This window comes from Streptomyces xanthophaeus, from assembly GCF_030440515.1.
GTDB lineage: Bacteria > Actinomycetota > Actinomycetes > Streptomycetales > Streptomycetaceae > Streptomyces > Streptomyces kutzneri.
In genome coordinates this window covers 400,037-412,547 of sequence record NZ_CP076543.1, presented here as the reverse complement: position 1 = coordinate 412,547, position 12,511 = coordinate 400,037, and the positions used below count along the sequence as shown (strand labels likewise).

Sequence of the window (12,511 nt, the reverse complement as noted above, 5' to 3'; positions counted from 1 at the left end):
CGAGGGTCTGGTCGGGGGTCGGGTCGAGCGCCGGGGCAGGACCGTTTTTCCGCTTTTCCGTCCGGCCGGGGCGGTTACGCGGGGATCAGGGTCTTGCGGCGCCGCTTGCGCTGCGCGCCCGCCGACAGCCTCAGCTCGATGATCGACCGCACGGTCGGCCACTCCTCGTCGAGGATCGAGTAGAAGGCGGTACTGCGGACGGCGCCGTCCAGTCCCCGCGAATGGGCCCGGCGGACCCCCTCGCAGGTGAAGCCCAGACGTTCCATGGCGGCTCTCGAACGGCCGTTGCGCGCATCAGCGCGCAGCGAGATACGCCGTACCCCCCAGGTCTCGAAGGCATGGCGGAGCATGAGCAGCTTCGCCTCGGTGTTGATGCCGGTTCCCTGGGCGCCCGGGGACAGCCAGGTATTGCCGATCTCGGCGGCATCGGGGATCGCCGTCGCCGGATCGCCGAACGGGACTCCTGGCACGGCGGGCCAGATCAGAGGCCCCTGCCAGTAGTCGAGTTCCAGGAACCGGGTCGAACCGACGACCCGCCCGTCGGTGGCTCTGACCACCGCGAACGGGAGCGATCGACCCGCTGCCTGATCGGCGAGGGCACGTTCGATGTACTCGTGTGACGCCTGCACACCGTGGGGCACGGGAGTGAAGGCGTAAGTCGTACGATCCTCGGCCCCGGCCACGGCCAGAGCCTCGGTGTGGTGGGGGGCGAGGGGCTCGAGCCGCACGGTGCGGCCCGCGAGGTGTACGGGTACGGGCACGGAGCCTTCGGTCCTTCTGGGCGGTGGGGTGGTTGCACAGTCTGCGTCCATGACGTCGCCCCCCGTGCAAAACACGAGTGAAAGGCAACCGGCTGTCAGGTGAACGCGAGTGGCTCAATGTAGCTCCTTAAAGTCCTCTCATGAACCCCCAATTTGGCAATGGCGTGACACCGATTTCTGAGCACTTGGGTCCCCGCCTCGGAGCACCCGTAATCACGATCCACGGACATCCCTTCACGCGCACGGCATGGGCCCCCCAGACGGCCGCGCCGATGGCCGCCGATCGCCGCGCGGACCCGCCTGACCTGCGAGGATGCGCATAGAGTCGGGTGATCCCGAGCGAGGCCCCGTTCGCGGATCGCGGATGCGGCCCCGCCGGTCCGGCGCCCCGCCCGGACGTCGAACACATGGTCGTCGGCGGTGTGTCCGTGAGCGGTCGCACCACGGGGGAGGTACGACTGCGCCACCCGGGTCTGCTACGGCCCCCGCGGGGGCCGCCGTAGAGTCGCAGCGATGCCTGTGTCCGCCGAGGAGGGTGTTCATGCTGCGAGGGTTTGCGACGATCAACTTCTGGGCCGACGACCTGGAGGCCGCGAAGGCCTGGTACTCCGAGCTCCTCGGGATCGCCCCGTACTTCGAGCGGCCCGGTTACGCCGAGTTCCGGATCGGCGACTACCAGCACGAGCTGGGCATCGTCGACCGCCGCCACGCCCCGCCGGGCGCGGCGAAGGACCCGGGCGGCGCGGTGGCCTACTGGGCCGTCGACGATCTCCCCGCGGTCCACGCGCGGCTCCTGGACCTGGGGGCGACGGAGTACCAGCCGGTGACCGCCCACGGAGACGGCGGCTTCGTCACCGCGGCCGTCACCGACCCCTTCGGAAATGTGCTGGGCATCATGCTCAACCCGCACTACCTGGAGGTCCTCGAAGGGGCTACCCCGGACCCGGCCTGACCCTGGTCCCGAGCCGCTGAGATCATTTCGGGTATGGACGACGTACTGCGGCGACTGGCCGCCGTAGGGCCCTTCTTCACCGTCCCCTGCGGGAAGGAACCGCCCGGCCCCGGCTTCCGGCCGCTCACCGCGCTGTACGGGGAGCAGCTCGGGCCGTACGTGGCCGAGGTGGGCCGGCGGATCGGCACCGGGCCGGGCCGGGTGGCCGCCTCGACCGCGCAGTTTGGGATCGTCTCGCGGCTCTGGTCGCTGGGGCTCGGGTGCGCGGCGCTGGCGGGCCGGGTGCCGGACCTGGCCGCCGACCGGGTGTGGTGGCGGCTGCCGGACGCGGGATCGCTCCAGCTGTGGCTGCCCGAGCCCGCTCCCGGCCTGCCGGCCGGGGAACTCGGGGAGAACGTCCTGGCGAACCTGGCCGTGCTCGACGAGGCCCTGCGCGAGCGCTACGGGGTCTCGCCGAAGGTCCTGCGAGGGAACGCGGCGTCCGGGCTCGTCGGGGCGCTGCGCGTGCTCATGGACCGGGTGCCGGGAGGCGCGGCCGTGGAGCTGGCGGGCGCCCTGCTCGGCGACGGCGGAGCGCTGGCGGGCACCGGCACCTTCATCCATGAGGAGGGGCTCGGGGTGGCGTTCGTACGGCGCAGCTGCTGCCTCTACTACCAGGTCCCCGGAGGCGGGCTCTGCGGCGACTGCGTGCTGCGGGCCGGGCGCCGCACCGGCTGACGGCCCCAGCGGCGCGCCGCCGTTCGGAGCAAGGGAGGGCGCGCCGCGCCCCGACCCGCAGGGGGCGCGGCGTACGGTCCGCTGCATGACCGCTCGCACACCGCACCAGCCCTGCGCACTCACCCGCCGCGCGGCCCTGACCGGGCTCGCCGCGGGGGCCGGGGCGCTCGCCGTCGGGGGCGGGGCCCGCACCGCGGCCGCCGTGCCCAAGCCGTCCGCCAAGGCGGTGGATCCCACCCCCGGAGCGATGAAGCTCTTCGACGATCCCGGCTTCAACTTCGCGGGCCTGCTCGCACTCGGCGCGGCCGGCATGCGTGCCTCCGAGGTGGGCGAGGTGCTGACCGCGGTCAACGCCATCAACGCGGCCGGTCTGTCCGAGCAGACGTTCAGCGACACCTTCCGCGCCTGGGGGGACCGGCTCGCCGCGCCCCCGGCCGCCGGCCGCCACGGCCACGACGCTCCCTCGCAGACCCGCCGCTTCCGGTCCCTGCGCGCCGCCCAGTACTACGCGCAGGCGCTGTTCTACGTGCTCGGCACCGACCACCCCGGTGACGAGGAGGCGGTCTACCTGGCAGGGCGGGGGGCCTGGGACACCTTCGCCAGGCTCTGCTCACCGGCCGCCGTCCGCGCGAAGGTCCCGTACGGCAGGACCCACCTGCCGGTCTGGTTCTTCCGCCCGGACGGTCCCGCGGAACCGCGCCCCACCGTGATCCTGACCAACGGCAGCGACGGCCAGAACCTCGACATGTGGACCTACGGCGTGGCCGCCGCCCTCGGCCGGGGGTGGAACGCCCTCGTCTACGACGGACCCGGCCAGGGGCAGCTCCTGTTCGTGGAGGAGATCCCCTTCACCACCCGCTGGGAGAAGGTGGTCGGCCCGATCGTCGACTGGCTGGAGCGCCGCAAGGACGTGGACAGCGGCCGGATCGCGCTCACCGGCCTGAGCATGGGCGGCAACCTGGTCGCCCGCGCCGCCGCCTTCGAGCACCGGCTCGCCGCCGTCGCCTGCCAGCCGGGCTGCGTCAGCCCCTGGCTGGGATTCGACGCGGAGCTGCGCGCCGTCGTCACGCCCGACAAGGAGGAGACCAACCGGGTCTGGAACGAGGAGGTCGTCCCGGAGCTGACGCCGGAGCTCGCCTTCACCGTCAAGAAGCGTTTCGAGATCTTCGACCGGCAGGCACTGCGCCAGGCCCGCGAGGGCGTCGTGCTCACGGACCTCTGGACCCCGGCGCAGGTGGCCATGGGCCTCGACGTCACCAAGGTGGTCGGGAGGATCAAGGCCCCGACGCTCGTCCTGGACTACGACTTCGAGCTGTTCTACCCGGGCCAGCCGCAGCAGATGTACGACCTCCTGCGCACGCGCCGCGAGTACGTGAAACTGACGGAGGCCACCGGGGCGCAGTTGCACTGCTCCCCGATGGCCCCGCAGCAGCACTGCGACGTCGTCTTCGACTGGCTCGCCGACGTGCTCCAGCGCTAGTGGAACGTGACGTCCGGAGGACCTGTCAGAAGGTCAGGTTCCAGGAGTCGACCTTGCCGGTGTCGCCGCCGGCGTTGTCGTTGACCCGCAGCTTCCAGGTGCCGTTCGCGACCTCGGAGGAGGCGTTCACGGTGTAGACCTGGTTGATGTTGTCGGTGCTGCCGCCGGCGCGGTTGTGCACGGTGTAGACGGTGCCGTCCGGCGCGACCAGGTCGACCTTCAGGTCACCGATGTAGGTGTGCACGATGTTCACGCCCACCTTGAGGGTGGCCGGGGCGTTGCCGGTGACACCGCTGACGGTGATCGGGCTCTCCACCGTGGTGTTGTCGCCGATGGCGACGTCACCGGTGTTCTCGAAGTACTTGCCGGGCGGCGGGGTGCTGCCGACGGCCTTCAGCGCGTCGACCTGGCCCTCGCCGAAGAAGCCGTTCTTCGCCGTGGTGCCCTTGCAGCGGCTGTCCGACGGGCAGGCGACGTCGCCCGCCTGGGTGGCCAGCTTGTCGCGCAGCTGCGCCGGGGTGATGCCCGGGTTGGTGCTGGCCAGCAGGGCCGCCACACCGGTGACGTGCGGGGACGCCATCGACGTGCCGCTCATGGTGCCGTACTTGCCGCCCGGCTGGGTGCTGTAGATGCCGACGGCGTCGCCGCCGGGAGCCGTCACGTCGACGACGTTCAGGCCGTAGTTGGAGTACGAGGCCTTCGCGGTGGTGCCCATCGCCGAGACCGTGACCACGCCCGGGAGCTCGGTCGGGATGTCCAGGCAGGCGTTGGTGATGGTGCGGGTGACCGGCGTCGAGTCGTTCGGGGACTCGGTGTCGGTCGTCTTGTTGGCCAGGTCGATGTTGGAGTTGCCGGCCGCTGCGACCTGCAGCGAGCCCTTGCCCTCCGCGTACTCCTGGGCGCGCTTGACGCCCTCGATGATCGCCGCCTGGTCGGCGTTGTCCGGGCAGTTGAACTGCCACGGGTCCGTGTAGTAGCTGTTGTTGGTGACCTTGAAGCCGTGGTCACCGGCCCACATGAAGCCGCAGACGGTGTTCTCGGCGAAGAAGAGCGAGGAGCCCGGCTCGGCGATGCGCACCGAGGAGATCTTCACGCCCGGGGCCACGCCGATGACGCCCTTGCCGTTCTTGGCGGCCGCGACCGTACCGGCCACGTGCGTGCCGTGGGTGCCGACGTCCCGCCAGGCGCCCGTACGGGTGTCCGGCTTTCCGTAGGCGCAGGACGCGGAGTCCGCCGCGTTGAAGTTCGGGGCCAGGTCCTGGTGCTGGTCGTCCACACCGGTGTCCAGGATGCCGACCTTGACGGAGGCGGAACCGGTGGTGACGGCCCAGGCCTGGTCGGCCTTGATCTGCGTCATGTCGGCGCGGACCGGCTCGCCCGAAGGCGTCGTGGCCTGCGCCGGGTTGGCGGGAAGCGCCGGGTTGTAGGCGTCCGCCGGCACGTCCGAGGTGCGGGTGGCGCCGACCTGCTGGACGCCGCTGACACCGCGCATGGTGGTGGCGAAGGTACCGGACGCGGAGTGGGCGACGATCACGCCGATCGCGTCGTAGTACTGGAACACCGTGCCGCCGTTGGCGGTCACGGCGCCCCGTACCGCCGTGGTGTCACCGGGAGCGGTGATCACGAGGTAGGCACGGGTACCGGCAACCCAGGTCGCACTCTGGGAAGTCGGGGCCGCAGCCTTGGGGGCGGCCGCCGCGGGGGCGAGGGCCGAGGAGCCGTCGGGCGAGACGGGGGCGGTGCCGGCGAGCGCGGCGGGGGCCCCGAAAGCGAGTGCCGCGCCGAGCGTGGCGGCCAGCACGAGGGTACGTCGAGGTCGGCTGGATATGTGGGGTATCAATGCGTCCTCCGAAGACCCGGTGGTCAGGCCGGGTCGAACGAAACAAGTGGTGGACGCAAGATGTCATGCACACAGCCTGTTACGGAAGTACCTTTTACAGCCTGGAGGTTCGGTTATCGGTGGCCGAATCCCGACTATGGGTGCAAGTACGGAGAATGCGGCGGGCCGACCGGGCTGGGCACCGTGGGGGCGAGCCCTGCCCGGTCGGCCCGCGGGGGCGTACCGGCTAGACCGGTACCCCGTCCTTGGGGTTGGCCGAGGGCTGCGGCACGGAGTGCGGGGCTGCGTCGGCTTCGGAGGCTTCGGAGGTCTCGGAGGACCCGGGAGCCCCGGTGAGCCCGGCGGACTGCGCGGGCGCGCCCTGCTGCGCGCCGTGCCCGTCGTCCACCAGCGTGCTCTCGTCGAACGGCAGCCGTCCCGCGAGGACTTCGGTGGCGCGCGCGTGGTCGAACTCCTTCGTCCACGTTCCGATGAGCACCGTCGCGACCGCGTTGCCCGCGAAGTTCGTCAGGGCCCGGGCCTCGCTCATGAACCGGTCGATGCCCACGATCAGGCCGACGCCGTCCACCAGTTCCGGCCGGTGCGACTGCAGCCCGCCGGCGAGGGTGGCCAGGCCCGCGCCGGTCACCCCGGCTGCGCCCTTCGACGCGATGACCATGAACAGCAGGAGCGAGATCTGCTCGCCCAGCGCCAGCGGCTTGCCCATCGCCTCGGCGATGAAGAGCGAGGACATCGTCAGATAGATGGCCGTCCCGTCCAGGTTGAAGGAGTAGCCGGTCGGCACGGTGATCCCGGTGACCGGCCGGGAGACCCCCAGGTGCTCCATCTTCGCGATCAGCCGCGGCAGCGCCGACTCCGAGGAGGAGGTCGAGAGGATCAGCAGGAACTCCCGGCCCAGATAGCGCAGCAGGGCGAAGACGCTGACCCCGGTGCACACCCGGAGCAGTGTGCCGAGGACCACGAACACGAAGAGCAGACACGTCGTATAGAAGCCGATCATGATGACGGCAAGGGACTTCAGCGCGTCGATGCCGGTGGCCCCGACCACCGCCGCGATCGCCCCGAAGGCGCCCACCGGAGCCGCCCACATGATCATCGCGAGTACCCGGAACACCAGTTTCTGGATGTGCCCGATACCCCGGAGCACCGGCTCGCCCGCCGCGCCCATGGCCTGCAGCGCGAACCCGCAGAGCAGCGCCACCAGCAGCGTCTGCAGCACCTCGCCCCCGGTGAAGGCGGACACCAGCGTGGTCGGAATGATCCCGAGCAGGAACTCCGGCGTGCTCTCGGCCCCGCCCGCCTTGGCCTGCGCCTCGCCCGCGCTGCGCGCCGCCTCGGTCAGGTGCAGCCCGCTGCCGGGCTCCAGCAGGTTGCCGACCAGCAGGCCGATGGCCAGCGCCACCGTGGACATGACCATGAAGTAGCCGAGGGCGAGCCCGCCCACGGCGCCCACCTTGGCGGCTTTGCGCACGGATCCGATGCCCAGCACGATCGTGCAGAAGATCACGGGCGAGATCATCATCTTGATGAGGTTGACGAAGCCGGTGCCCAGCGGTTTGAGCTCCACGGCCACGCCGGGGGCGGCGAAGCCGACGGCGATGCCGAGCAGCACCGCGCCGATCACCGCGATGTAGAGATAGTGCGTTCTGTCGCGCCTGGCGGCCACGATGCCTCCCGGTGGTGATTACGTTCGGGGAGACCATCGCCCAGGCCTGTGACCCCGGTCACCCTTGCGTTCATTGAGTTCACGACCCGGTGCACACTGAGCGCCATGTTCCGCTTCCCCCGCCCCCCGCGCAGCCTCGCCGGCCAGCTCTTCGCCATGCAGGTGCTGCTGGTCGCCGTGGTCGTCGCGGGCTGCGCCGTCTTCGCGTACGCCACGGCCCGCGGCCAGGCCGAGGAGGCCGCCCGGCGCCAGGCCGGGGCCGTGGCCCGCGCGGTGGCCGACTCGCCGTCCGTACGTGAGGCCGTACGGGGAGCGGCGGGCGGGGCCGACCCGTCCGTCGCGCTCCAGCCCTACGCGGAGCAGGTCCGGGCGGACTCCGGGGTGGCCTTCGTGACGATCATGTCCCCCGAGGGGCGGCGCTGGACCCACCCCGACCCGCGCCGGATCGGCGAGTCCTTCATGGGTAACACCGCCCCCGCGCTGCGCGGCGAGACCTTCAGCGAGACGTACACCGGCACCCTCGGCCCCTCCATCCGCGTGGTCACCCCGCTCCAGGACGAGGGCCGGATCATCGGCCTGGTCAGCGCGGGGATCACCGTCCGCGCCATCAGTGACCGGCTGGCCACGCAGCTCTCGGCCCTCGCCTGGGTCGCGGGCGGTGCGCTCGCCCTCGGCGGCGTGGGTACGTACGTCGTCAATGCGAGGCTGCGCCGTCACACTCATGGCATGAACGCGGCGGAGCTCAGCCGGATGTACGACTACCACCAGGCGGCTCTGCACGGCGTCCGCGAAGGGCTGCTGATGCTCGACGGGCAGCGCCGGATCACCTTGATCAACGACGCCGGACGGGAACTGCTGGGTCTGCCGGGCGAGGTCACCGGCAGCCAGGTGGCCGACCTCGGTCTGCCGGCCCCGCTCACCGGGGCCCTGCTCGCGGACCGGCCCCGGGTGGACGAGGTGCATCTGACCGCGGACCGGGTGCTGGTGGTCAACAGCTCGCCGGTCGCGGGCGGCGGTCGTCGGGGCACCGTGGTCACCCTGCGCGACCACACCGAACTGCAGGCGCTGACCGGCGAGCTGGACCACGAGCGGGGCTTCACCCAGGCGCTGCGCTCCCAGGCCCACGAGGCGGCCAACCGGCTGCACACCGTGGTCTCGCTCATCGAACTCGGCCGTGCGGACGAGGCGGTCGACTTCGCCACCGCCGAGCTGGAACTCGCCCAGGCCCTCACCGACGAGGTGGTCACCGCGGTGGGGGAGCCGGTGCTGGTGGCGCTGCTGCTGGGCAAGGCCGCCCAGGCGCACGAGCGGGGCGTCGAGCTGGTCGTCACCGCCGACAGCCGCAGCCTCGCCGAAGGGGGCGGGCTGCCGCCGGCCCGGGACCTGGTCACCGTGCTCGGCAACCTCATCGACAACGCGGTCGACGCGCTCACCGCCGTAGCGGGGGCTCGGATCGCGGTGACGCTCCGGCCCGAGGCGGACGAGCTGCTGCTGCGGGTCGCGGACAACGGACCCGGGCTGCCCGAAGGGGTGGACGTGTTCCGCCGGGGCTGGTCCGGCAAGGGCGAGGGCCGCGGCCTCGGCCTCGCGCTGGTCCGGCAGGTGGCGGAGCGCTACGGCGGTACGGTGACCGCCGCGCAGGGCCCGGGCGGGGGTGCGGAGTTCACGGTCCGCCTGCCGATGGAGTCCGTCGCGTCCGCACCCGTCGCAGGCCCGGGGAGCACGCGATGAGCGGGAGCGAGGTGCGCGTGCTGATCGTCGAGGACGATCCGGTGGCCGCCGACGCGCACGCGCTCTACATCGGCCGGGTGCCCGGCTTCACCGCTGTCGGCGCCGTCCACTCGCTCGCCGAGGCCACCCGGTTCCTGGAACGGACCCGCGTCGACCTGCTGCTCCTGGACCTCGGCCTGCCCGACGGGCACGGCCTGCGCTTCGCGCGCGGGCTGCGTGCCGCCGGACATCCCGTCGACGTGATCGTGGTGACCTCCGCGCGGGACCTGGCCGTGGTCCGCGAGAGCGTCTCGCTCGGCGTGGTCCAGTACGTACTGAAGCCGTTCGCGTTCCCCACCCTGCGCGAACGGCTCCTGCGCTACGCCGAGTTCCGCCAGACGGCGGGCGAGGCGGTCGGCCAGGACGACGTCGACCGGGCGATGGCTGCCCTGCGCGCACCCCGCCCGGCCGAGCTCCCCAAGGGGCTGAGCGCGCCGACCCTGGACCGGGTCGCCGCCCTGCTGCGGTCGGCGCCCGAGGGGCTGACCGCAGCAGGGGCGGCCGAGGCGGCCGGGATCTCCCGGATCACCGCCCGCCGCTACCTGGAGCACCTGGTGGACACCGGCCGCGCGGACCGCACCCCCCGGTACGGCCAGGTCGGCCGCCCCGAACTGCACTACCGCTGGCTGGCGGCGGCGGCCGGTTCGGTGTCGAAGGTGTAGAACTTCCGGTGATCCAGCATGTCCGCCGGAGTCACGTTGTTCCAGGGCCGCATGGTGTCGTTCAGGTCGACGACGTTCTGCGTGCCCGCGCCCGGCAGGTACGTGGACTGGGGGTGCTTGGCCTGCCAGTCGGCCCACAGCTTGTCGATGAAGGCGTGATGCATCCAGAACACCGGGTCGTTCGGGGAGACACCGGTGGACATCTGCCCGCCGACCCACACGTGCACCCGGTTGTGCAGGTTGGCGCCGCGCCAGCCCTCCAGGTTGTTGCGGAAGCCGTTGGAGGAGCTGTTCCAGGGCGCCATGTCGTAGACCGGCATGGCGAGTACGGAGTCCACCTCGGCCCTGGTCGGCAGCTGGGCGACGGCCGCGCCGAGATCACGGCGCAGGTAGGCGCGCCCGTCCACCCGGACATTTATGTTCCACTTGCCCGTCGCGTACGCGAACGGACCGTCCATGACCTGCCCGTCGCGGGCCCGCCCGGTGCCGCCGAGGAAGTCGGCGGCGAAGAGGGAGGCGCGGGAGGTCCGGTCCACGGTCCAGTCCCAGTACGGGAGCGCCACACTCGCGTCCACTTTCTGCAGCGCCTCCTCGAACTCCAGGAGGAAGCGCCGGTGCCACGGCAGGAAGGAGGGGGAGCGGTGGCCGACGCGGTCGCCCGAGTCGGTGTCGCTCATGATGAAGCCGTTGTGGGTGGTGACGAAGCGGTCGTAGCTCCCGTTGCGCTTGAGCTCGAGCAGCGCGGAGGTGAAGGCGCGCTTCTCCGCCGGGGTCAGCGTGGCCTGGTTCTTGCGTACGGTCATGCCGCACCTCCGAAGGGAACGAGGGCGGCGCCCTGGAGATCGCGCACAGCGGCGCGGGCGAGGAGCTTCGGGTCGGCGAAGGTCTCGTAGTGGTTGATGACGCTGATCCACGTGCCATCGGCGTTGCGCATGATGTGCAGTTCCCTGCCGTCTATTCGGACGGTGGGCTGGCCGGGCGAGTGGTGGCCGCCGTGGTGGCCGCCCTCTCCGGCGGTGATCTGGATACGACGGCCCTTGTAGACCTCGTCGACCGTGCCCGGGGTGGTGGGCTCGGTGGGGGTCGCGGCGGCGTTCGTGGCGCCCGCGGCAGCTGCGGTCAGGCCGAGGACGGTGAGGGCACCGGCGGTTGTCCCCAAGGCCTGACGGCGAGTGATCTTCTTCATGATCGAAGAGGTATCAGGGCTCGGGAGAGGCTTGGCCTGTATCCGGACATGGATGGATAAGTTGTCGGTAGAACAAGTTGGATGATCTTCCCGTCCGGAGCGGCTCCAGGGGTCCGGACGGGAAGATCTGCGGAACAAACTCTACTCGACAGTAATTTTTTCTGATCGAGGGGGGCACTATGTGCGGGATCACACTGCAGAGTCGGCTGGAAGCAGAGCGTCAGACTCGGCCCGAGCGTGTGCCGGGTGGCTCCGGGGTGGATGCGGGCGGGACCTCCGGAAGATCCTTGATGAACACGACCCCGTCGATCGTGGCCAAGTGGGCCGGGTCGAGCGGGGCGTAGCCGAACCAGGGGGAGACCCGGGGCGCCGGCGCCGGTGCGCCTCCCAGGGAGGTGAGCAGCCGACGGGCGTCGACGACGCAGCGGTCGTCCGGGAGCGCGTACAGGAGGCCTTCGAGGGTGTCCGGCGGCGGCGTGTCCACGCCCCGGTGCCGGATCGTGCCGAGGGCCGTGGCCACGAAGGCGTACTCCGTGCCGAACCGGGAGCTCAGCAGCGCACCGGCGCTCCACCACTCCAGTGACCTGCCGCCCATGCGCATCGAGCTCTTCTCCCGCTGGAGATGGGCGTTGTGGGCATGGACGAGGACCGGCCCCCGGGCGGCGAGGGCGAGGAGGTTGTCGGCCATCATCCGGCCCCGCAGGCCCACCAGCCGGGTCATGCGGGCCGCCGAGTCGTCGGCCGTCCAGTGGTGGTAGCGCAGCAGGCCGGTGGCGGTGCGTCCGTACAGGTGGGCCCGGTCCAGGTCCTCCCGGGAGGTCGCCGCGATCAGGTGCGGCGTCTGCTCCTCCAGCAGTGCCACCAGGTCGTCGGCGAGCAACCGAAGCTCCCGGGCCTCGGCGGAGCGCCCCGTGGACCGGGCCGGGTCCATCATCGCGGCGGGTTCGGTCCACCGGTCGTCGGCGCCGAGCAGACGGTCGAGCGTATGAGCGGTGCAGGGGAGCAGCCCGGCGTCGACGTGGCGGGCGAGGTGGTCGTGGAGCGCGGTGAGGGCCTGCCGGGGGCTCGCGGCACCCGCCATCTCCAGCGGGCCGTCGAACCCGGCGAAGCGGAGCCGCTCGGGCGCGGGCCGGTCCTCGTTGAACTCCCTCATCCAGCGTACGAGTTCGCGATTGGCGGCGGATGCGCCGAACCCGTGGCTGAAGCCGCGCTCCATGACCTCGTCGAGGCTGCCGGTGCCCGAGGTGACGTACGCGTCGACCAGCAGGCCCGCCAGGCAGTCGCTCTCGATCGCGATCGTCCGGTAGCCCCCTTGCACGACGAGCTGCCGGAAGAGCTCGTTGCGCACTTCGAGCAGGGTGTCCTCGCCGTGGGTGGGCTCGCCGAGGGCGAGCAGCCGCGGTCGGGCCGTGAACGGTTCCATCACGGTGGCGGCGTCGACGGCGCGGGCGATGTCCTTGATGTCGGTTGGCATGCC

11 protein-coding genes are annotated in these 12,511 nt (G+C 71.6%); 5 read left to right on the top strand and 6 right to left on the bottom strand.

Annotation, left to right across the window (positions count from 1 at the left end):
- Positions 1 to 74: 74 nt before the first annotated feature.
- Positions 75 to 761, bottom strand: coding sequence for a GNAT family N-acetyltransferase (locus KO717_RS01850; RefSeq protein ID WP_301364002.1), 687 nt, complete (start codon positions 759 to 761; stop codon positions 75 to 77).
- Positions 762 to 1,302: 541 nt separating this feature from the next.
- Between KO717_RS01850 and KO717_RS01845 the strand changes: the two genes are divergently transcribed.
- The 3 genes from KO717_RS01845 to KO717_RS01835 all read left to right on the top strand — a co-directional run bounded on the left by KO717_RS01845 (position 1,303) and on the right by KO717_RS01835 (position 3,910).
- Positions 1,303 to 1,713, top strand: a complete 411-nt coding sequence (locus tag KO717_RS01845; protein ID WP_301364000.1) for a VOC family protein — start codon at positions 1,303 to 1,305, stop codon at positions 1,711 to 1,713.
- Positions 1,714 to 1,746: 33 nt separating this feature from the next.
- Entirely contained in the window at positions 1,747 to 2,430 is a 684-nt protein-coding gene (locus KO717_RS01840) for a (2Fe-2S)-binding protein (protein WP_301363999.1), read from the top strand.
- Positions 2,431 to 2,515: 85 nt separating this feature from the next.
- Entirely contained in the window at positions 2,516 to 3,910 is a 1,395-nt protein-coding gene (locus KO717_RS01835; protein WP_301363996.1) for an alpha/beta hydrolase family protein, read from the top strand.
- A gap of 25 nt (positions 3,911 to 3,935) precedes the next feature.
- On the opposite strand, the gene KO717_RS01830 is transcribed toward KO717_RS01835, so the two are convergent.
- Both KO717_RS01830 and KO717_RS01825 read right to left on the bottom strand, forming a co-directional pair.
- Positions 3,936 to 5,711 (bottom strand): S8 family peptidase, encoded by a 1,776-nt coding sequence (locus tag KO717_RS01830; protein WP_301363994.1) that lies wholly within the window; start codon positions 5,709 to 5,711, stop codon positions 3,936 to 3,938.
- Positions 5,712 to 5,976: 265 nt separating this feature from the next.
- Positions 5,977 to 7,416, bottom strand: a complete 1,440-nt coding sequence (locus KO717_RS01825; RefSeq protein WP_301363993.1) for a cation:dicarboxylate symporter family transporter — start codon at positions 7,414 to 7,416, stop codon at positions 5,977 to 5,979.
- A 105-nt stretch (positions 7,417 to 7,521) separates the two neighbouring features.
- Between KO717_RS01825 and KO717_RS01820 the strand changes: the two genes are divergently transcribed.
- Both KO717_RS01820 and KO717_RS01815 read left to right on the top strand, forming a co-directional pair.
- Positions 7,522 to 9,147 (top strand): sensor histidine kinase, encoded by a 1,626-nt coding sequence (locus KO717_RS01820; protein WP_301363992.1) that lies wholly within the window; start codon positions 7,522 to 7,524, stop codon positions 9,145 to 9,147.
- The gene (locus tag KO717_RS01815; RefSeq protein WP_301363991.1) at positions 9,144 to 9,848 is read left to right on the top strand and encodes a response regulator; all 705 of its coding nucleotides are present in this window, start codon (positions 9,144 to 9,146) and stop codon (positions 9,846 to 9,848) included. Before KO717_RS01820 ends, KO717_RS01815 begins: the two co-directional genes overlap by 4 nt.
- On the opposite strand, the gene melC2 is transcribed toward KO717_RS01815, so the two are convergent.
- The 3 genes from melC2 to KO717_RS01800 all read right to left on the bottom strand — a co-directional run bounded on the left by melC2 (position 9,803) and on the right by KO717_RS01800 (position 12,508).
- Positions 9,803 to 10,651 (bottom strand): tyrosinase MelC2, encoded by an 849-nt coding sequence (gene melC2 / locus KO717_RS01810; protein ID WP_301363990.1) that lies wholly within the window; start codon positions 10,649 to 10,651, stop codon positions 9,803 to 9,805. The two genes, KO717_RS01815 and melC2, sit on opposite strands and share 46 nt — an antisense overlap.
- Positions 10,648 to 11,034: an apotyrosinase chaperone MelC1 gene (gene melC1 / locus KO717_RS01805; RefSeq protein ID WP_301363989.1), complete on the bottom strand. Its 387-nt coding sequence runs from the start codon at positions 11,032 to 11,034 to the stop codon at positions 10,648 to 10,650. The genes melC2 and melC1 overlap by 4 nt, the downstream gene beginning before the upstream one ends.
- A 220-nt stretch (positions 11,035 to 11,254) precedes the next feature.
- The gene (locus KO717_RS01800; protein ID WP_301363988.1) at positions 11,255 to 12,508 is read right to left on the bottom strand and encodes an erythromycin esterase family protein; all 1,254 of its coding nucleotides are present in this window, start codon (positions 12,506 to 12,508) and stop codon (positions 11,255 to 11,257) included.
- Positions 12,509 to 12,511 lie beyond the last annotated feature (3 nt).

What these genes read in the sequence shown, in the direction of transcription:
- melC1 (WP_301363989.1), bottom strand. Translation starts at nt 11,034, where the DNA reads ATGAAGAAGATCACTCGCCGTCAGGCCTTGGGGACAACCGCCGGTGCC.
- KO717_RS01820 (WP_301363992.1), top strand. Translation starts at nt 7,522, where the DNA reads ATGTTCCGCTTCCCCCGCCCCCCGCGCAGCCTCGCCGGCCAGCTCTTC.
- melC2 (WP_301363990.1), bottom strand. Translation starts at nt 10,651, where the DNA reads ATGACCGTACGCAAGAACCAGGCCACGCTGACCCCGGCGGAGAAGCGC.
- KO717_RS01840 (WP_301363999.1), top strand. Translation starts at nt 1,747, where the DNA reads ATGGACGACGTACTGCGGCGACTGGCCGCCGTAGGGCCCTTCTTCACC.
- KO717_RS01815 (WP_301363991.1), top strand. Translation starts at nt 9,144, where the DNA reads ATGAGCGGGAGCGAGGTGCGCGTGCTGATCGTCGAGGACGATCCGGTG.
- KO717_RS01845 (WP_301364000.1), top strand. Translation starts at nt 1,303, where the DNA reads ATGCTGCGAGGGTTTGCGACGATCAACTTCTGGGCCGACGACCTGGAG.
- KO717_RS01835 (WP_301363996.1), top strand. Translation starts at nt 2,516, where the DNA reads ATGACCGCTCGCACACCGCACCAGCCCTGCGCACTCACCCGCCGCGCG.
- KO717_RS01800 (WP_301363988.1), bottom strand. Translation starts at nt 12,508, where the DNA reads ATGCCAACCGACATCAAGGACATCGCCCGCGCCGTCGACGCCGCCACC.